This window comes from Isoptericola jiangsuensis (assembly GCF_002563715.1).
GTDB classification, from domain to species: domain Bacteria; phylum Actinomycetota; class Actinomycetes; order Actinomycetales; family Cellulomonadaceae; genus Isoptericola; species Isoptericola jiangsuensis.
Genome location: NZ_PDJJ01000001.1, coordinates 2,128,863 through 2,146,601 on the forward strand (window position 1 = coordinate 2,128,863; position 17,739 = coordinate 2,146,601).

Here is a 17,739-nt window from a genome sequence, read left to right on the forward strand (position 1 = left end):
GCCACGAACGGCCCGCACATTCTACAGGGCGTCGAGGAGCGCGTGCCCCCCGAGCCCCGCGGCGGCCGCCCAGACGAGCGACGCGAGCGATCCCACGACGAACCGCTCCCCCGCCACGGGGTGCTCGCGCAGCTCGGGCAGGCGCCCCAGCGCCTTGACCGCCACGACCACGGCGACCCCCTCGGGGTAGCCGGCCAGGATCGTCCCGGTGATGGCCAGGCGCTCCAGCAGGCCGATCCAGGCGCCGTTGCCGAGGACCGCCAGGGCCTCGGCGCGCGCCTGCGCCTCCGCCTCCGCGTGCCGCAGCACCAGCGGCACCACCCACGTCCCGCCGCCCACGCCCACGCCCAGCGCCGCGAGGCCGATCCCCGCCGCCGCCCACACCTCACCCATCCGTGGCTCCCTCGTCCTCGTCGTCGCCGCGTCCCGTCGCGGCCCATGGTGGCCCGTCCTCGCCCGCACCGCCACGGTCGGAGGCGGTGGCGGCCGCGTCGGCCGCCCGCAGCAGGCGACGCGCCAGCGGGTGCGCCGCCTGCTCCTCGGACCACAGCGCGGTGCGGAGCCGCTGGCTGACGGCCTGCTCGCTGATGCCGAGCGTGCGGGCGACGGCGCGCTGGGGCGCCGCCTCGCCGGCGGCGGCGCCGAGGCCGTCGACCGCCTCCCACCCGGCGTCCGAGCGGCGGGCGGCCACGGCGCCCAGCAGCCGCAGGAGCGCCCGGCAGTCCGCGGCGACCGTCGCGCCGGGCTCGGCGTCGTCCCCGACGACCGTCACCGGGACGGCGTTGCCCCGCCGGCGCGCGTCCTCGACGGCGGTCCGCGCCCGCACGAACGCGGGGCCGGAGGCCGCACGCGAGTGGTCGGGCAGCGGGCGGGTGACGTCGCCCACGCCCACCCCGACCGACCACCCGCCGGCGCGCAGCAGCGCCGCGACGACGTCGACGCCGAGTCGGGCGCCGGCGTCGTCGCCGGCGAGGACCCCCTGGACCTCGTCCCCGACGGTGCGCTCGAACGGCAGGACGAGCCCGGGGTCGGGCGCGCCGTCCGTTCGGGTGCGGGCGTCGAGCAGCGCGAGCACCTGCGGGACCAGGTCACCGCGTCGGGTGCTGTCCTGCTGGTCGGCCGTCACGACGATCATGGCTTCACCCTAGAGCCTTGATCATTACCTATCAAGGTCAGGGACCTGATCGGCGCTGGTCTAGGCGGAGAGCTTGTGCGCCACGGCGTGCAGCGCGAGCCGGTACGAGTCGAACCCGAAGCCCGCGACGGTGCCCGTCGCGATGCCCGCGACCACCGAGTAGTGCCGGAACGACTCCCGTGCCGCGGGGTTGGACAGGTGGACCTCCACCAGCAGCAGGCCCGACGTCGTCACCTGCGCGGCCGCGTCCCGCAGCGCGTAGCTGTAGTGGGTGAAGGCTGCCGGGTTGAGCACGACGTGCGCACGCACGTCCACCGCCTCGTGGAGCCAGCCCACGAGCTGCGACTCGTCGTCGGTCTGGCGGACGTCGACGGTCAGGCCGAGCCCGTCGCCCCACACCGCCGCCTCCCGGGCGAGGTCGGTCAGGGAGGCGTGCCCGTAGATCTCCGGCTCGCGGACACCGAGCCGGCCCAGGTTGGGACCGTTGAGGACGAGGACGTGGGGTGCGTGCGCCATGGCACGTGAGCCTAGCCACTCCGTCGGCGCGCGACCCCGCCGGGTCGACGCGTGGACGCTCCCCTGCCGGGTCAGCCCTCGGCGGCGTCGATCTCGTCGCGGCGCGCGGCCACGAGCCGGTCCACGACGTCCACCGGCAGCGGGGCCGCCCGGTCGAGCGACACCGAGCCCTTGGTGGTGCGCAGCCCGGCGAGCGCGTCCGCCGCCTGCTCGATGACGGCGGGGCTGAACGGGTACACCCCGACGTGCTTCGCGGTGGCCATAGCGCTGACGAGCGGTCGTTCCCGGTAGCGCAGCGCGGGCATGCCGTAGCTGCGGCCCTCGGTGGCGTCGGGGACGAGCTCCCGGGCACGGGCGTACACCCCGGCGACGAGGTCGTGGTCGGCGCCCGTGAGGGCCGTGACGTAGTCGGTGACGTCTCCCATCGCCTCATCGTGCCCCGGGACCCCGGGGCGCGCGCCGCGAGCGGCGCCGCGTCCGGCGCCGCCCCGCGGTGCCGCATGCCGTGCGGCGCGGTCAGCCGCCGGTGACGATGAGGGCCAGGCCCCCGACGACGAGCGTGGCGACGAGCGCGAAGCAGGTCCCCGCGAGCAGCCGGCCGGAGGTGGTGGGCGGCGTGGTCCACACGGTGCCGTCCTCGGACACGCGGCGGCCGCGGCCGAGCGCCGCCATGCCCGCGGCGAACAGGGTCGGGGCGCCGACCCCCACCACGAGGCCGCCGAGGGTGACGCGCCAGATCGCGTCGAGGGTGTCGCGCAGCAGGTCCACGACGTCACTCCTCCGGGTGCCGCGCGGAGGCCGGGGCGAGCTCGCCGTCCCAGTCCTCCGTGACGTTGGTGAGGTCGACCTTCTCGCGCTGGGCGCGCAGCCACAGCAGGGTGGACAGCGCGATCAGCACGGCGACGAGGACGAGCGGGCCGGCGACCCCGCCGACGGCCGTGAGGAGCAGCCAGCACACGGCGCCGACCGCGGCGGACGCGGGCAGGGTGATGATCCAGGCGGCGGCCATGCGGCGTGCGAGGGCCCAGCGGACCACGCCGCCGCTGCCCAGGCCGGTGCCGAGGATGGAGCCGGTCGCGACGTGGGTGGTGGACAGCGCCATGCCGAGCTGGGAGGAGGTGAGGACGATGGCGGCCGAGGACGCCTCGGCGGCCATCCCCTGCGGCGGGGAGAGCTCGACGAGACCCTTGCCCATGGTGCGGATGACGCGCCAGCCGCCGACGTAGGTGCCGGTGGCGATCGCGAGGGCGCAGGAGAGCTTGACCCAGGTCGGGACGGCGTCGAGGTCCGTCCAGGAGCCGTACCCGATGAGGGCCAGGGTGATCAGGCCCATGGTCTTCTGGGCGTCGTTGGTGCCGTGGGACAGCGCGACGAGGGACGCGGTGCCGATCTGCCCCCACCGGAAGCCCCGCTCCTGCGCGCGTCCGGGGACGCGCGCCGTCAGCCGCAGGACGCACCAGATGCCGAGGGCGGCCACGAGCATCGCGACGAACGGCGCGACGAGGGCGGGGATGACGACGTCCTCCAGCACGCCGACCCACTGCACCCCGCTCACGCCGACGGCGACCAGGGCGGCGCCGATGAGGCCGCCGAACATGGCGTGCGACGAGCTGGAGGGCAGGCCGAGGTACCAGGTGGCGAGGTTCCACAGGATGGCGCCGACCAGTCCCGCGAGGAGGATCTCCAGGATCGGGGTGCCCATGAGGCCAGGGACGGGCGCGCCGTCCTCGCCCTGGATGCGCAGGACGTCGTTGGTGACGGTGAGCGCGACCTGCACGGACAGGAACGCGCCGACGAGGTTGAGCACGGCCGCGAGCGCCACCGCGGTGCGGGGCTTGAGCGCCCGGGTGGCGATGGAGGTCGCCATGGCGTTGGCGGTGTCGTGGAAGCCGTTGGTGAAGTCGAAGGCGAGCGCGGTGAGCACCACCACCACCAGCAGCACGAGCTCGGTCACCCGCCAGTATCAGCACACGGCGGCCGGGTCCGCTCCTGGGGGCGAGGGTTCGTGGTGGACGTCACCGCTCGGTGGGGTCGGTGACGACGAGCATGAGGACGAGGCCGGCGAGCAGGACGACGGCGATGCCGAGAGCGCCCCAGATGGTGGCGCCGGTGAGGGCGATGATGACGGTCCACAGCGCGGGGGTGAGGAAGGAGACGGCGCGGCCGGTGGTGGCGTAGAGGCCGAAGATCTCGGACTCGTGGCCGGGCGGGGTGACGCGCACGAGGAAGGAGCGGGAGGCGGACTGGGCGGGCCCGACGAAGAGGGTGAGGGCGAGTCCGGCGACCCAGAAGACGGGCTTGCCGACGGGCAGCAGGACGACGACGGCGAGGATGCACACGACGAGGGCGGCGAGCGACCACAGGATGACGGAGCGAGCGCCGAGGCGGTCGTCGAGGCGTCCGGCGAGGATGGTGCTGATGCCGGCGAGGAGGTTGGCGAGGGCGCCGAAGAGGAGGACCTCGTCGTCGGTGAAGCGGTAGGAGACGGCGGCGACGATGGCGCCGAAGGTGAAGACGCCGGCGAGCCCGTCGCGGTAGACGGCGCTGGCGGCGAGGAACCAGAAGGTGGTGCGGGAGGTGCGGTAGAGGTGGGCGACGTCGCGGACGAGCTGGACGTAGCCCGCGAAGAACCCGACGCGGGCGCGGTCGGGGGCGGGCGGCGCCTCGGGGACCAGCGGAACAGGGGCCAGGCGAAGGCGAGGGCCCAGACGGCGCAGCCGACGGCGATGAGGCGGAAGCCCATGCCGTCGTCGGTGCTCATCCCGAAGAAGTCGAGTGAGGTGACGGCGACGACGAGCAGGAGGGCGACGATGCCGCCGATGTACCCCATCCCCCAGCCGAGGCCGGAGACGCGGCCGAAGGTCGCCGGGGAGGACACCTGGGTGAGCATGGCGTTGTAGTTCACGCCGGCGATCTCGGAGGCGACGCTGCCGAGGGAGACGAGCGCGGCGCCGAGCACGAAGTAGGCGGGGTCGGCGCGGACGAACCCGAGGCCGAACATCGCGGCGACGAGCAGGAGGGTGCCGCCGGCGACCCAGGCCTTGCGGCGTCCGGCGACGTCGGCGCGGCGGCCGAGGACGGGGGCCAGCACGGCGACGAGGATCCCGCCGACGGTGATCCAGAGGCCGAGGCCGCTGGTGAGCCCGGCCAGGGCGCGCTCGTGGACGGGGTCGGTGTCGGGCAGGGCCGCGACGGCCGGGTCCAGGAACTCGTCGGTGGTGAGGTACAGCGCGGTGAAGACGAACGTGAGGACGACCGTGTTGAACGGCTGCGTGGCCCAGTCCCACAGCGCCCACGACCAGACGCGGCGGCGACGCTCCCCCGCCGGCAGCGCGTCGATCGGGTGGGTGGCGTGGCCGGACGGCATCGTCGGCGTGGCGTCGCTCATGTCGGCAGAGTCTGCACCACGCGGGTGCACGGCGGGTAGACCCCGGGTGTCGCGTCGTGAGGGCCGCGCGTCAGGACGGGGGCGTCGGGGGCGGCGGGTCGCCCGCGAGCGCCCACCGGATCGCGCGGGTGGCGACCTGTCCTCCCTGGCGGGCGACGGCGCCGGGCAGGCGCAGGTGGCGGGGTGCGGGCACGAGGCGGCGGGCGTCGGCGGGCAGCGACGACCAGGCGGCCCCGGCGAGGAGCGCGTAGAACCCGCGCACCGCCCACGGCAGCGGCGGCTCGGTGAGCAGGAAGCGGGCGATGTCGTCGGAGGCGGGGGTGCGGGCCAGGGCGGGGCGGTGCCGGTCGAGGGCGGCGCGCAGGGCGGCCCGGTCCCGGGGCGGGTCGAGGACGCCGAGGCGGGCCGCGACGGTGGCGGTCTGGGCGAGGTAGGCGTCGCAGCCCGGCCCGTCGAGGGGGCGGGCGCCGTGCCGCTGGTGGGTGAGCAGGAAGCTGTCGACCTCGGCGACGTGGACCCAGTCGAGCAGCTCGGGGTCGTCGGCGGCGTACGGGGTGCCGTCGGGGGCGGTCCCCCGGACGCGGACGTGCACGGCCCGGACGACGTCCACGGCCCGCTGGGCGTCGTCGACCGTCGCGAACGTCGTCTCGGCGAGGAACGTGCTGGTGCGGCCGAGGCGCCCCCAGGGGTCGTCGCGGTAGTCGGAGTGGTCGGCGATGGCGGCGACGGCGAGCGGGTGCAGGGACTGCAGCAGCAGGGCGCGCAGCCCGCCGACGAACATCGCGGCGTCCCCGTGCACGCGCGCGACCGCGGAGTCGGGGGCGAACCAGCGGGGGCCGGGCGTGCCGTGGATGCGTTCGCGACGGGCCCTGCCCTCGGCGCCGCCGGAGACCTGCTCGAAGACGAGGCGGCCGGCCCGGCGGCGGAGCGGGCCGGTGGCGGCGGGCGTGCGGTTCATGCGCCCAGCATGCCGCCGCGTCCGTGGTGCGTCGAGCGCGGGCCGTGCGCGACCGGTCGTCGTACCGTGTGCGGGTGAGCGCACCTGCACGACCTGGCCGGACGTCCCTCGCACCGCCGCGCTGGGAGGCGGACGTGCTGCTGCCCGGCTACCTCGCGGCGCCGGTGGGTCCGGCGACGCTGGTGCGCCCGGAGCGGGAGCCGGACGATCCGCGGGGCGTCGTGCTGCACCTGCACGGCTACAACGACTACTTCTTCCAGACGCACCTGGTGGACGCCCTCGCCGACGCCGGGTTCGCCTGCTGGGCGGTGGACCTGCGCCGGGCGGGCCGGTCGGTGCTGCGCGCGCCGGACGAGTGGCCGGCGCACTGGACGGCGTCGCTGCCGGAGTTCTGGGCGGACCTGGACGCCGCGGTGGCCGCCGTCCGGGCCGCGCACCCGGGGGTGCCGCTGGCGGTGCACGCCCACTCCACGGGCGGCCTCACCGCGGCGACGTGGGCGCACGCCCGCGGCGGCGACGGCCCGGACGCCCTGGTGCTGGACTCGCCGTTCCTCGACCTGGACGGCTCGTGGCTGGCGCGGACGGTGCGCACGGGGCTGCTGGAGGTCCTGGGGCGCACCCGCCCCCTGGCGGTGGTGAGCACGCACCCGTCGGTCTACGCGACCTACCAGCACGTGAGCAACGGCGGCCGGTGGGACTTCGACACGCGGCTCAAGCGGCCCGAGGGCCAGCCCGCGCGGGCGGCGTGGCTGCGCACCGTGCGGCAGGGGCAGCTGCGCGTGGCGCGGGGCCTGGGGATCGCCTGCCCGGTACTGGTGGGGCGCACCGCGGAGTCGGGGCCGGACCGGGCGGACAACCCGCGGCTGGACGCGCAGGACACCGTGCTGGACACCGTGCGGATCGGGCACCTCGCGCCCCGGCTCGGGGCGGACGTGACCCAGCTCGTCGTGGACGGCGGCGTGCACGACCTCACGCTGTCCGCGGACGGGCCCCGCACCGAGTACCTGACCGGGGTGACGGAGTTCCTGGACCGGTCCCTGGCCGGCGCGCGATGAGCGCCCGGGAGCGGCGGGCGCCGCACCCGTACTTCCGTGCCGACGGCCCCGTGGCGCTCGCGCACCGCGGGTTCTCCCACGGGCGGGAGAACCTGGAGAACTCGATGGCGGCGTTCGCCGCGGCCGTGGACCTGGGCTACCGGTACGTCGAGACGGACGCGCACGGCACGGCCGACGGGGTCGCGGTCGCGCTGCACGACGCGTCGCTCGACCGGACCACCGACGGTGCGGGCCTGGTCGCGGACCTGCCGTGGGACGTCGTGCGGCGCGCCCGGATCGGCGGCACCGAGCCGGTGCCGCGTCTCGACGACCTCCTGGGCGCGTGGCCGGACCTGCGGGTGAACGTCGACGTCAAGGGCGACTCGGGCGTCGCGCCCGTCGCCGACGCGATCGAGGCGACGGCAGCCCACGACCGCGTGTGCGTGACGTCGTTCGACGTGGGCCGCCGACGCGCGACCCTGTCGCGCCTGTCGCGGCCCGTGGCGACCAGCGCGGGCCGCAGAGAGGTGCTGGGCTTCCTCGCGGGCGCCCGCCTGCGCGTCGACCCGCTGGTGCGCCTCGCCCTGCGCCGGGTGGACGCCCTGCAGGTGCCGGTCGCCCAGGGCCTCACCGTGGTCGACGCGCGCACCGTGGCCGCCGCGCACCGGGCCGGGCGGCACGTGCACGTCTGGACGGTCGACGACCCCGCCGAGATGCGCCGCCTGCTCGACCTCGGCGTCGACGGGATCGTCACCGACCGCGCGGACCTGCTGCGCGGCGTGCTGCGGGCCCGCGGGCAGTGGTGAGGCTCAGAGGCCGAGCTGGACGGTGACGCCGGGGCGGCCCGTCGGGGGCTCCTTGGAGATCTCCGCGTAGGCCGCGGCGAGCAGCGTCGGGTCGGGGCCCTCCAGCCGGACGGGCTTGGCGACGTCGTCCAGGACGACGAACCGCAGCAGGTCCCCGCGGGCCTTCTTGTCGCGCCGCATCGCAGCCATGAGCTGGTCCCAGCGGTCCCCGCGGTAGGTGGTGGGCAGGCCGACGGCGGTGAGGATCTCCCGGTGCCGGTCCACGACGGCGTCGTCCAGCTTCCCGGCGAGCCGCCCGAGCTCGGCGGCGAACACCATGCCGACCGCGACGGCGGACCCGTGGCGGAGCTGGTAGCGCTCCACGAGCTCGATGGCGTGCCCGAGCGTGTGCCCGTAGTTGAGGATCTCGCGCAGGCCCTGCTCCGTGAGGTCCTCCCCCACGACGCGCGCCTTGACCCGCACGGATCGCTCGATGAGCTCGGCCAGCACCGCCCACGTCTCGTCGGTGGCGTCCGCGCCGGCCCAGCCGCGGATCGCGTCCGCGTGCTCGGTGACGAGCTCCAGGATGCGCTCGTCGGCGATGAAGCCGGTCTTGACCACCTCGGCCATGCCCGCCACGAGGTCCCACCGGTCGAGGGACTCCAGGGCCGCCAGGTCGCACAGCACCCCCGCCGGCGGGTGGAACGCCCCGACGAGGTTCTTGCCCTCGGCCGTGTTGATGCCCGTCTTGCCGCCGACGGCCGCGTCGACCATCGCCAGCAGGGTCGTGGGCACGTGCACGACCTTGATGCCGCGCAGCCACGTCGCCGCGACGAACCCGGCGAGGTCCGTCGTCGCGCCGCCGCCGACCGCCACGATCGCGTCGGACCGCGTGAAGTCCGCCTGCCCGAGGACCTGCCAGCAGAACGCCGCCACCTGGGCGGTCTTCTGCTCCTCCGCGTCCGGCAGCTCGACCGCGAACGCCTCGTAGCCCTGCGCGACGAGGTCCTCGCGGACCGCCTCGCCCGTGCTGGACAGCGACGCCGGGTGCATGACGAGCACGCGGCGCACGTCCCGGCCGAGCAGCCCGGGCAGCTCGCCGAGCAGGTGCCGGCCGATGACGACGTCGTAGGGCTGGTCGCCGGTCACGGTGACGCGGACGGTCATGCGGGGATCTCCTTGAGGATCGCGGCGGCCACGTCGTCGGCGGTGACGCCGTCCGACGTCACGTGCACGGTCGCGAGCCGCTCGTAGGTGGGGCGGCGGGCCTGCATGAGCTCGGCCCAACGCGCCCGGGGGTTGCCGACCAGCAGCGGCCGGGCCTGGTTGAAGCCGACACGCGGTGCGGCGTGCGCGAGCGACACGTCGAGGAACACCACCACGCCGCCCGCTCCCGCGTACGCCGCCAGGGCGTCCTGCGTGGAGGCGTCCATGACGGCCCCGCCGCCGAGGGCGAGGACGCCGTCGTGCTCGGTCAGCGCGGTGGCGACCGCCGCCCGCTCCAGCTCGCGGAACCGGGGCTCGCCGTCGTCGACGAAGACGTCGGCCACGGACTTGCCCGCGACCTGCTCGACGTCCGCGTCGGTGTCCCGGAAGCCGCCGTCCAGACGGCGGGCCAGGATCCGGCCCACCGTCGTCTTGCCGCTGCCGGGCGGGCCCATGAGGACGACCCGCGGCGCGGTCATCGCTGCAGCTCGGGGATCGCGGCCAGGTACGACTCGACGTTGCGGCGCACCTCGGCCACCGAGTCGCCTCCGAACTTCTCCAGCACCGCCTGCGCGAGCTCGAGCGCGACCATCGCCTCCGCCACGACCGCGGCCGGCGGCACCGCGCACACGTCGGAGCGCTGGTGGTGGGCCGTCACCGCCTCGCCCGTGGCGACGTCGACCGTCGCGAGCGCGCGCGGCACCGTCGAGATCGGCTTCATCGCGGCGGAGACCCGCAGGACCTCGCCGTTGGACATGCCGCCCTCGATGCCGCCCGCACGGTTGGTGCGGCGACGGATCCGGCCGTCGGCGTCCCGCTCGATCTCGTCGTGGGCCGCCGAGCCGCGCCGCTGCGCCGTGCGGAACCCGTCGCCCACCGCGACGCCCTTGATCGCCTGGATGCCCATGAGGGCCCCGGCCAGGCGGGCGTCGAGGCGGCGGTCGCCGTGCACGTACGTGCCCAGCCCGGTCGGCACGCCGTACGCGAGCACCTCGACGACGCCGCCCAGGGTGTCGCCGTCCTTGTGGCAGGCGTCGATCTCCGCGACCATCGCCTCGCTGGACGGGCCGTGGAAGCAGCGCACCGGGTCCGCGTCGAGCGCCGCCAGGTCGTCCGGCGTCGGCAGGTCGGCACCCTCGGGCACCTCGACGGGGCCGATCGACGTCACGTGGCTCACCAGCCGGATGCCCGCGGCCTGCTCGAGGAACTTCGCGGCCGCCGTGCCGAGGGCGACGCGCGTCGCGGTCTCGCGGGCGCTCGCCCGCTCCAGCACCGGCCGCGCGTCGTCGAACCCGTACTTGCGCATGCCCACCAGGTCCGCGTGCCCGGGGCGGGGACGCGTGAGGGGACGGTTCCGGGCGATCTCGCGCTCGTCGCCCGTGCCGGCGTCGACCAGCAGCGCCTCGCGCGGCACCGGGTCGGCGGACATGACGTCGGTCCACTTCGGCCACTCGGTGTTGCCCACCTCGATGGCGAGCGGGCCGCCCTGCGTCACACCGTGGCGCAGACCGCCGAGGACGCGCACCGCGTCCTTCTCGAACTTCATGCGCGCACCGCGGCCGTAGCCGAGACGGCGGCGCGCGAGGGCGTCCTGGATGTCGGCCGTCACCAGCTCGACGCCCGCGGGCAGCCCTTCCATGACGCCCACGAGGGCCTGACCGTGCGACTCTCCCGAGGTCAACCAGCGCAGCATGGTCGTGATTCTTTCACGCCCGCGGCCGCGCCCCGGCCGGTGGCCGGATGCCGGACGACGGCCGACGGCGTCCCGTCAGGCGGCCTCGGCGGCCAGGACGCCCCGCAGCGCGGCGTCCATCGCCGCCTCCGGGCCCGGACGACCGGTCATCAGCCGCACCTGTTCGACCGCCTGGTGCAGCAGCATCCGCTCGCCGCCCACGACCGTCCCGCCGAGCGCCTCGTACGCCCGGGACAGGGCCGTGGGACGCGGGTCGTAGACGACGTCGAGCAGGACGCCGGAGGCCTGCGCGCCACGGGCGCGCAGCGCGTCCGCGACGGGGTCGGCGGCGTACGCCGGCATCGTCGAGACGACGACGTCGGCGCCCGTCACCACGGCGGGGGTGGCGGCGAGGTCGAGCACCTCGTAGCGGGGCGTCACGCCCATGCGCGCCGCCGCGTCCTGCAGGGCCGCGGCCCGGGCGAGGCTCCGCACCAGCACGCGCGGGCTCGTGCAGCCGAGCTCACCGAGGGCCGCCAGCGTGGACGCGGCGGTCGCTCCCCCGCCCAGCACCACGGCGTCCGCCACGGTGACGTCCCGTGAACCGTGCCGGGCCACGAAGCCCTCCCGGATCGCCGTCACCAGGCCGTACACGTCCGTGTTGGTGCCCGTGAGCGTCACCCCGCACCGCGTGGGACCCACCAGCACCGTGTTCACCGCCCCGACGGCCACGGCCAGCGGGTCGACGTGGTCCACGATGTCCATGACCGCCTGCTTGAGCGGCATCGTCACGCTCAGGCCCGCCCAGCCGAGGTCGAGGCCCCGCACCAGGGCGGGGAGCTGATCGACGGTGGTGTCGATCGCCGTGTACTGCCACCCCTCCAGCCCGAGGGCGTCGTAGGCGGCCGTGTGCAGGACAGGTGACAGCGAGTGCGCGACCGGGTGCCCGAGCACCGCCGCGCGGCGGGGAGGCGTCATCAGGAGCCGTTCGCCGCCTGCCAGGCGCGGAGCTCCGAGACGTTCTGCTCGTGCTCGGCCCAGGTCTCCGCGAACTTCGTCTCGCCCGTGTCCAGGTTGACCGCGGTCCAGAAGATCCAGTCGCCGTCGGCCGGGTCGGCCACCGCCTCCACCGACGCGGCACCGGGGTTCGCGATGGGGCCCGGGGGCAGGCCGCCGTGCTGGTAGGTGTTGTACGGGTTGCTCGCGTCGCGCGTGTCGTCACGGGTCAGCTCGGTGCCCGAGATGCCCAGGCCGTACGCGACCGCCGCGTCGATCTCGAGGCGCTGGCCGATCTCGAGACGGTTCTCGATCGCGCGCGCCATCTTGGGCCGGTCCGGGGCGTACTTGGCCTCACGTTCGACGAGCGACGCCTTGATGATCGTGTCCTGCCAGTCGTCCTTCGCGATGCCGAGCGACTCGAGCTCGGTCCGCGTCTGGTCCACCATCGTCGACAACAGGTCGACCGCGGTGTCACCGGGCTGGACCGTGTAGGTCTTGGGGAACAGCCAGCCCTCGACGAGCCCACCGGCCTGCTTCGGGAGCCCGATCTGCTTCGGCGCGTCCAGCGCGGCCTCGAGGTCCTCGCGCGGGATGTCGGTCACGGACGTGATCTTGTCGACCACCTGGGTGACCGTGTACCCCTCGGGGATCGTCACGACCGTCTCGATCTTCTCGTTCGCGACGAGCTGCTGCACGGCACCCGCCGCGCTCATCTGCGTGAGGAGCTCGTACGTGCCCGGCTGGATGCCGGACGCCCCGGGCGTGGTCTCGAACGCCTCGTTGAACGCGCCCACGCTCGCCACGACGCCCGCGTCGACCAGCTCCTGGCCCATCATCGCGCCCGTGGCACCCTCGGGGATCTCGACCTGCACCGGGTCGACGCCCGGGCCGGGGTAGTCCTCGGCCTTCGTCTCCCAGGGCCACTCGAAGCCCGCGAGGGAGGATCCCATGCGGTCGAGCAGGAGGTAGCCGCCGATCCCGAGACCGCCGAGGAGCAGGACCAGGATGACCGCCGTACGCTGCTGTCGACGACGCTTGCGCTTACGGGCGGCACGCTTGCCGGCCGCAGACCGCCCCCGCGACGTCGGCGGTGCCTGTCGCTGGATCGTGGAGGGCTCGAAGAGGTCCGTCACGCCTGGAAGTCCTTCGGGTCGTCGGGGTGTCGCGGGCTCAGCGCGTCTCGACCAGCTCGCCGATCCGGTCGCCCGAGACCCGCTCCGCGTCGAGTGCGTGTTGCAGAATGATAACGGCTGCTGCCTGGTCGATGACAGACCGGTGCCGGGATGTCCGCTTTCCGGCCGCCCGGAGGTTCGCGTGGGCCGACACCGTCGTCATCCGTTCGTCGACGAGGTGCACGGGCACGGGCGCGACCACCCGGGCCAGCCGGCCCGCGAACTCGCGGGCGTCGGCGGTCGCGGCACCCTCGTTGCCCGACAGGTGCCGCGGCAGCCCCACGTAGACGACGGCGGCGAACCGGTCGGAGACCTCCGCCGCGATCCGGGCGACGTCCGCCGTGACGGACGGCGCGCCGTCGGCGCCGCGCGGGACGTCGGCCACGCGCGGCACCGTCTCGACGGGCGTCGCCACGAGCCCGTCGGGGTCGGAGCCGGCGAGCCCGATCCGGGCCTTGCCGACGTCGACCCCGATCCGGGCCCCGCGCGGGAGGTCAGGCACCCACGGCCGCCTTCACCTGCGCCGTCACGCCCTCGAGCGCGGCAGGCACGGCGGAGACGTCCGAGCCGCCGCCCTGGGCCAGGTCCGGCTTGCCGCCGCCACCGCCGCCGAGGGTCGCGGCCGCGGCCTTGACGAAGTCGCCCGCGCGCAGGCCCGCGTCGCGCGCGCCGGAGTTCGTCGCGACGACGACCAGGGGACGCCCGTTGGACGCGCCCGCGACCGCGACGACGGCCGGGTCGGACTCGCCGAGTCGGCCGCGCACGTCGAGCACGAGGGTGCGCAGGTCGTCGGCGGAGCCGACCTCGCCGGCGTCGTGCGTGACGACGCGGACGTCGCCCACGCGCGGCGCCTCCGTCGCGAGCGTCGCGGCGACCGCGAGCAGCTGGCCCTGGCGCAGGGTCGCGAGCTCCTTCTCGGTGTCCTTCAGGCGCGCCAGGAGCGAGCCGACGCGGTCGGCGAGCTCGTCGGGTCGCGTGTTGAGCAGGCCCGTGAGCTGGCCCACCAGGGCGTGCTCCTTCGCGTGGAAGCCGTACGCGCCGTCACCGACGAGCGCGTCGACCCGTCGCACGCCGGAGCCGATGGACGACTCGCCCAGCAGCGCGACGCGGCCGAGCTCGCCGGTGGCCTTGACGTGCGTGCCGCCGCAGAGCTCGCGCGACCAGTCGCCGCCGATCGACACGACGCGGACGTTCTCGCCGTACTTCTCGCCGAACAGCGCCATGGCACCCAGCTCGCGGGCCCTGGCGATGTTCATCGTCGCGTCGGTGACCTCGAGGTTCTCGGTCAGGCGCGTGTTGACGCGCTCCTCGATCTCGCTCAGCGCGGAGGCCGGCACCGCCGCCGGGGAGCGGAAGTCGAACCGGATGCGGCTCGGGGCGTTCTCCGAGCCGGCCTGCGTGCGGTCCTCGCCGACGAGCTCGTGCAGCGCCTTGTGGATCATGTGCGTCGCGGAGTGCGCGCGGCTGATCGCCACACGGCGGCTCGTGTCGATGGCGGCCGTGCCGGGGTCGCCGACCGCGACCGTGCCGTCCGTCAGGCGACCCCGGTGGACGGTGAGGCCCGCGATCGGGCGCTGGACGTCGTCCACCTCGATCGTGGCGCCGCCGTCGAGCACGATCGTGCCCTGGTCCGCGAGCTGGCCGCCCGCCTCCGCGTAGAACGGCGTCCGGTCGAGCACGACCTCGACGTCCGCGGGGGCCGAGACCACCGGTGCGGGGGTGCCGTCGACGAGGAGGCCGACGACGTGCACCGCGGCCCGGGTGTCGCCGTAGCCGAGGAACTCGACGGGCGTCGTCAGCTCCTTCTGGAGGTGCTCGTAGGCGCGCAGGTCGGCGTGGCCGGTCTTCTTGGCGAGCGCGTCGGCGCGGGCGCGACGCTTCTGCTCCGCCATGAGGTCGCGGAACGCCTTCTCGTCCACCTGGACGCCCTGCTCGGCCGCCATCTCGAGCGTGAGGTCGATGGGGAAGCCGTAGGTGTCGTGGAGCTGGAACGCCTCCGCGCCGCCCAGCACGGCGGTGCCGCCGTCGGCGGACGCCTTGACCCGCTGCACGGCGGTGTCGAGGATCGTCGTGCCGGCGGTCAGGGTGCGGCGGAACGCGTCCTCCTCGCCGTAGGCGACCTGGCTGATCGTGTCGAAGCTCGCCTCGAGCTCCGGGTACGACGCCTTCATGGCGTCCTTCGACACGGGCAGCAGCAGGGGCAGCGCCTCGTCCTCGACGCCCAGCAGCCGCACGGCGCGGACCGCGCGGCGGATGAGGCGGCGCAGCACGTAGCCGCGGCCCTCGTTCGCCGGGCGGACGCCGTCACCGATGACCATGAGGGCCGAGCGCACGTGGTCGGCGATGACGCGCATGCGCACGTCGTCCTCGGGGTCCGCGCCGTAGCGGCGGCCCGTGAGCTCCTCGACGGTGGAGATGACGGGGTAGACCTCGTCGATCTCGTAGAGGTTCTCCTTGCCCTGCAGCAGGTACGCGATGCGCTCCAGGCCGGCACCGGTGTCGATGGCCTTCTGGTCGAGCTCGCCGAGCAGGGGGTAGTTCTTGCCCTGGCCCTCGCCGCGCACGAACTGGTCGAACACGAGGTTCCAGATCTCCAGGTAGCGGTCGCCGCCCGGGTCGACCGTGCCGCCCTCTGCCTCCGGCCCGTAGGCGGGGCCGCGGTCGTAGTGCCACTCCGCGCAGGGGCCGGCGGGGCCCGGCTGGCCCGTGTCCCAGAAGTTCTCCTCGCGCGGCAGGCGCACGATGTGCTTCGGGTCCAGGCCGATGGTCTTCGTCAGCGCGTCGTAGGACTCGTGGTCCTCGTTCCACAGGGTGACCCAGAGGCGGTCGCCGTCGAGGCCGTAGCCGCCCTTGTCCTGCTCCGAGGTCAGCAGCTCCCAGGCGAAGTCGATCGCGCCGGCCTTGAAGTAGTCGCCGAACGAGAAGTTGCCGTTCATCTGGAAGAACGTGCCGTGCCGCGTGGTGCGGCCCACGTTCTCGATGTCGTTGGTGCGGATGCACTTCTGCACGCTCGCCACGCGCGGCCACGGCGCCGGCTCCGTCCCGAGGATGTACGGGATGAAGGGCACCATGCCGGCGATCGTGAAGAGGATCGACGGGTCCGGGGAGACCAGGGAGACGCTCGGGACCACCTGGTGGTCCTTCGAGGCGAAGTAGTCGAGCCAACGCTGGCGGATGTCGGCGGTGCGCATGGTGTCCTTCGGGAGAGAGATGGAGGGCAGGCCTGGGACCATTGTCGCGCGTCGGCGCGGGTGCTCCGGACCCGGGGTCAGAACGAGTAGCCGAGCTCGTCCTCGTCGGCGCGCGTGGCGGCCTCGGGGTCGACGGCCGGGGTGCCGGCGGCGTGCTTGGGGTGGACGTCGCGGGCGGCCCGCACGTCGTCGGGGTGGGCCTGGCCCTCGGCCAGGAGCGCCGCGACCAGCTCGGCCTCGCGGGCGTCCCGCGCCACGGTGAACTCGCGGCGGAACGTGGCCAGGAACGAGGCGGAGCGCTGCGACACGTCGCGGCCCAGCCCCTCGGCACGGTCCGCGACCGCCTGGGGCGTGTAGCGGGCCACCACGCGACGACCCTTCGTCACGACGACCACCGTGACGGTCACCCCGACGCCGACCCAGAACAGGCGGCGGATCACCGCGCGTCCTTCGCCGACGCCGAGCGCCACGCCTTCGCGAAGCCCTCACGGACGCCGTAGGAGAACGAGGCGACCTTGACCAGCGGACGCCCCAGCGTGGAGGCGTACAGCCCGGCGAGGGCGGACACGTTCTCGCTGACCTGCGCCGCCGAGGTCGTGATGGCGTCGACCTTCACGAGCTGCTCGTTCGTCGAGGCGACGGTGGTGGCGGCCTCGTCGAGGATCGGCACGGAGTGCTCGGTGAGCTCGCGGATCGACCGGGAGGTCTCGTCGAGGGCTCGACCCAGCTTGATCAGCGGGACGGCCAGGAAGCCGACGAGCAGGACGAACGCGATGGCGGCCACCAGACCGGCCACGTCGCCAACGGACATTCTCATCTCCTCGTCTCGGGTGCGTCGCCACCCTATCCAACGACGGACGCCCCGTCCCCGGAGCGGGGACGGGGCGTCGTGCCTGCTGCGCGCGTGGACGCGATCAGCGGGCGTAGAACTCGACGACCAGCTGGACGTCGCAGGTCACGGGGACCTCGGCGCGCTTCGGCGCACGGGTCAGCGTGGCCGACAGCTTCTCGAGCGAGACGTCCAGGTAGCCCGGGAGCTCCGGCAGCACGTCGCGGTGCGCGCCGGCGGCGGCGACCTGGAACGGCGTGGTCGCCTGGGACTTCGGCTTGACCTGGATGGTCTGGCCCGGCTTCACGCGGAACGACGGACGGTCGACGATCTTGCCGTCCACCAGGATGTGACGGTGGGTCACGGCCTGGCGGGCCTGCAGGATCGTGCGGCCGAAGCCGGCGCGGAGCACGAGCGCGTCGAGGCGGGTCTCGAGGTCCTCGACCATGACCTCACCGGTCAGACCCGGGTGCTTGCGGGCGTTCTCGTAGACCTTGAGCAGCTGCTTCTCGCGCAGCATGTACTGGGCGCGCAGGCGCTGCTTCTCACGGAGGCGGACCGCGTAGTCCGACTCGGTGCGCTTGCGGGCGCGGCCGTGCTCACCCGGGGGGTACGGGCGCTTCTCGAAGTGGCGCACGGCCTTCGGGGTCAGGGGGATGCCCAGCTTGCGGCTGAGGCGCACCTGACGGCGAGACTTGGTGACAGCAGTCATGCGTGTCTTCCTGTCCTGTCGTGATGGAAAAGGTCACACCCGAGACGATCCGAGGGAAGGTCGGGTGCGGGACCAGCCGACGGAACCGTGCCCGGCGGATGCCGGACGGGGTTCGCAGGGCCGAGGTCCCAGGCGGTCGCCC

At 74.6% G+C, this 17,739-nt stretch carries 20 protein-coding genes and 1 pseudogene; 2 read left to right on the forward strand and 19 right to left on the reverse strand.

The annotated features are described in order from the left end of the window. Positions 1 to 21: 21 nt before the first annotated feature. The 9 genes and pseudogenes from ATJ88_RS09665 to ATJ88_RS09700 all read right to left on the reverse strand — a co-directional run bounded on the left by ATJ88_RS09665 (position 22) and on the right by ATJ88_RS09700 (position 5,997). Positions 22 to 393: a hypothetical protein gene (locus ATJ88_RS09665; RefSeq protein WP_098463648.1), complete on the reverse strand. Its 372-nt coding sequence runs from the start codon at positions 391 to 393 to the stop codon at positions 22 to 24. After that, complete coding sequence (locus tag ATJ88_RS09670; RefSeq protein WP_245852307.1) at positions 386 to 1,135, reverse strand: hypothetical protein; 750 nt, start codon at positions 1,133 to 1,135, stop codon at positions 386 to 388. The genes ATJ88_RS09665 and ATJ88_RS09670 overlap by 8 nt, the downstream gene beginning before the upstream one ends. 60 nt (positions 1,136 to 1,195) lie before the next feature. Further along, positions 1,196 to 1,651, reverse strand: coding sequence for a type II 3-dehydroquinate dehydratase (locus ATJ88_RS09675; protein WP_098463649.1), 456 nt, complete (start codon positions 1,649 to 1,651; stop codon positions 1,196 to 1,198). Positions 1,652 to 1,722: 71 nt separating this feature from the next. Continuing rightward, the gene (locus ATJ88_RS09680) at positions 1,723 to 2,076 is read right to left on the reverse strand and encodes an iron chaperone (protein WP_098463650.1); all 354 of its coding nucleotides are present in this window, start codon (positions 2,074 to 2,076) and stop codon (positions 1,723 to 1,725) included. Positions 2,077 to 2,167: 91 nt separating this feature from the next. Then, a complete protein-coding gene (locus ATJ88_RS09685) occupies positions 2,168 to 2,419 on the reverse strand; it encodes a hypothetical protein (RefSeq protein WP_098463651.1) in 252 nt (83 codons plus the stop codon). A 4-nt stretch (positions 2,420 to 2,423) separates the two neighbouring features. Then, positions 2,424 to 3,605: an inorganic phosphate transporter gene (locus ATJ88_RS09690; RefSeq protein WP_098463652.1), complete on the reverse strand. Its 1,182-nt coding sequence runs from the start codon at positions 3,603 to 3,605 to the stop codon at positions 2,424 to 2,426. A gap of 61 nt (positions 3,606 to 3,666) precedes the next feature. After that, complete coding sequence (locus ATJ88_RS18770; protein WP_281255262.1) at positions 3,667 to 4,368, reverse strand: MFS transporter; 702 nt, start codon at positions 4,366 to 4,368, stop codon at positions 3,667 to 3,669. After that, a pseudogene (locus ATJ88_RS19110) lies at positions 4,335 to 5,039 on the reverse strand (MFS transporter); the annotation flags it as partial. The gene ATJ88_RS18770 and the pseudogene ATJ88_RS19110, both read right to left, overlap by 34 nt. A 70-nt stretch (positions 5,040 to 5,109) precedes the next feature. Beyond that, entirely contained in the window at positions 5,110 to 5,997 is an 888-nt protein-coding gene (locus ATJ88_RS09700; protein ID WP_098463653.1) for an oxygenase MpaB family protein, read from the reverse strand. 74 nt (positions 5,998 to 6,071) lie between these two features. On the opposite strand from ATJ88_RS09700, the gene ATJ88_RS09705 reads away from it, so the two are divergent. Further along, on the forward strand, positions 6,072 to 7,052 hold the full coding sequence (locus ATJ88_RS09705; protein WP_245852310.1) for an alpha/beta hydrolase: 981 nt from the start codon (positions 6,072 to 6,074) through the stop codon (positions 7,050 to 7,052). Then, positions 7,049 to 7,837, forward strand: a complete 789-nt coding sequence (locus ATJ88_RS09710) for a glycerophosphodiester phosphodiesterase family protein (RefSeq protein ID WP_098463655.1) — start codon at positions 7,049 to 7,051, stop codon at positions 7,835 to 7,837. Before ATJ88_RS09705 ends, ATJ88_RS09710 begins: the two co-directional genes overlap by 4 nt. A gap of 3 nt (positions 7,838 to 7,840) precedes the next feature. On the opposite strand, the gene aroB is transcribed toward ATJ88_RS09710, so the two are convergent. The 10 genes from aroB to rpsD form a co-directional block, all read right to left on the reverse strand. Then, the gene (gene aroB / locus ATJ88_RS09715) at positions 7,841 to 8,983 is read right to left on the reverse strand and encodes a 3-dehydroquinate synthase (RefSeq protein ID WP_098463656.1); all 1,143 of its coding nucleotides are present in this window, start codon (positions 8,981 to 8,983) and stop codon (positions 7,841 to 7,843) included. Continuing rightward, positions 8,980 to 9,501 (reverse strand): shikimate kinase, encoded by a 522-nt coding sequence (locus tag ATJ88_RS09720; protein WP_098463657.1) that lies wholly within the window; start codon positions 9,499 to 9,501, stop codon positions 8,980 to 8,982. Before ATJ88_RS09720 ends, aroB begins: the two co-directional genes overlap by 4 nt. After that, positions 9,498 to 10,715, reverse strand: a complete 1,218-nt coding sequence (gene aroC / locus ATJ88_RS09725) for a chorismate synthase (protein ID WP_098463658.1) — start codon at positions 10,713 to 10,715, stop codon at positions 9,498 to 9,500. The genes ATJ88_RS09720 and aroC overlap by 4 nt, the downstream gene beginning before the upstream one ends. A 75-nt stretch (positions 10,716 to 10,790) precedes the next feature. Next, complete coding sequence (locus tag ATJ88_RS09730; protein ID WP_098463659.1) at positions 10,791 to 11,672, reverse strand: shikimate dehydrogenase; 882 nt, start codon at positions 11,670 to 11,672, stop codon at positions 10,791 to 10,793. Continuing rightward, the gene (gene mltG, locus ATJ88_RS09735; protein WP_098463660.1) at positions 11,672 to 12,826 is read right to left on the reverse strand and encodes an endolytic transglycosylase MltG; all 1,155 of its coding nucleotides are present in this window, start codon (positions 12,824 to 12,826) and stop codon (positions 11,672 to 11,674) included. Before mltG ends, ATJ88_RS09730 begins: the two co-directional genes overlap by 1 nt. 37 nt (positions 12,827 to 12,863) lie before the next feature. Continuing rightward, on the reverse strand, positions 12,864 to 13,367 hold the full coding sequence (gene ruvX / locus ATJ88_RS09740; RefSeq protein ID WP_098463661.1) for a Holliday junction resolvase RuvX: 504 nt from the start codon (positions 13,365 to 13,367) through the stop codon (positions 12,864 to 12,866). Next, positions 13,360 to 16,056 (reverse strand): alanine--tRNA ligase, encoded by a 2,697-nt coding sequence (gene alaS / locus ATJ88_RS09745; RefSeq protein WP_098463662.1) that lies wholly within the window; start codon positions 16,054 to 16,056, stop codon positions 13,360 to 13,362. The genes ruvX and alaS overlap by 8 nt, the downstream gene beginning before the upstream one ends. Before the next feature lie 77 nt (positions 16,057 to 16,133). Further along, complete coding sequence (locus ATJ88_RS09750; RefSeq protein ID WP_141538645.1) at positions 16,134 to 16,496, reverse strand: hypothetical protein; 363 nt, start codon at positions 16,494 to 16,496, stop codon at positions 16,134 to 16,136. After that, positions 16,493 to 16,867, reverse strand: coding sequence for a DUF948 domain-containing protein (locus ATJ88_RS09755; RefSeq protein ID WP_098463664.1), 375 nt, complete (start codon positions 16,865 to 16,867; stop codon positions 16,493 to 16,495). Before ATJ88_RS09755 ends, ATJ88_RS09750 begins: the two co-directional genes overlap by 4 nt. A gap of 103 nt (positions 16,868 to 16,970) precedes the next feature. Then, positions 16,971 to 17,597 carry a 30S ribosomal protein S4 gene (gene rpsD, locus ATJ88_RS09760; protein WP_098463665.1) on the reverse strand — a complete coding sequence of 209 codons (627 nt, stop codon included), beginning with the start codon at positions 17,595 to 17,597 and terminating at the stop codon, positions 16,971 to 16,973. Between the last annotated feature and the right edge of the window lie 142 nt (positions 17,598 to 17,739).

Bases quoted from the DNA above. Each gene is read 5' to 3' on its own strand.
- aroB (WP_098463656.1), bottom strand. From the start codon at position 8,983: ATGACCGTCCGCGTCACCGTGACCGGCGACCAGCCCTACGACGTCGTC.
- ATJ88_RS09670 (WP_245852307.1), bottom strand. From the start codon at position 1,135: ATGATCGTCGTGACGGCCGACCAGCAGGACAGCACCCGACGCGGTGAC.
- ATJ88_RS09700 (WP_098463653.1), bottom strand. From the start codon at position 5,997: ATGAACCGCACGCCCGCCGCCACCGGCCCGCTCCGCCGCCGGGCCGGC.
- ATJ88_RS09755 (WP_098463664.1), bottom strand. From the start codon at position 16,867: ATGTCCGTTGGCGACGTGGCCGGTCTGGTGGCCGCCATCGCGTTCGTC.
- ATJ88_RS09730 (WP_098463659.1), bottom strand. From the start codon at position 11,672: ATGACGCCTCCCCGCCGCGCGGCGGTGCTCGGGCACCCGGTCGCGCAC.
- rpsD (WP_098463665.1), bottom strand. From the start codon at position 17,597: ATGACTGCTGTCACCAAGTCTCGCCGTCAGGTGCGCCTCAGCCGCAAG.
- ATJ88_RS09665 (WP_098463648.1), bottom strand. From the start codon at position 393: ATGGGTGAGGTGTGGGCGGCGGCGGGGATCGGCCTCGCGGCGCTGGGC.
- ATJ88_RS09675 (WP_098463649.1), bottom strand. From the start codon at position 1,651: ATGGCGCACGCACCCCACGTCCTCGTCCTCAACGGTCCCAACCTGGGC.
- aroC (WP_098463658.1), bottom strand. From the start codon at position 10,715: ATGCTGCGCTGGTTGACCTCGGGAGAGTCGCACGGTCAGGCCCTCGTG.
- ATJ88_RS09680 (WP_098463650.1), bottom strand. From the start codon at position 2,076: ATGGGAGACGTCACCGACTACGTCACGGCCCTCACGGGCGCCGACCAC.
- alaS (WP_098463662.1), bottom strand. From the start codon at position 16,056: ATGCGCACCGCCGACATCCGCCAGCGTTGGCTCGACTACTTCGCCTCG.
- ATJ88_RS09710 (WP_098463655.1), top strand. From the start codon at position 7,049: ATGAGCGCCCGGGAGCGGCGGGCGCCGCACCCGTACTTCCGTGCCGAC.
- ATJ88_RS09720 (WP_098463657.1), bottom strand. From the start codon at position 9,501: ATGACCGCGCCGCGGGTCGTCCTCATGGGCCCGCCCGGCAGCGGCAAG.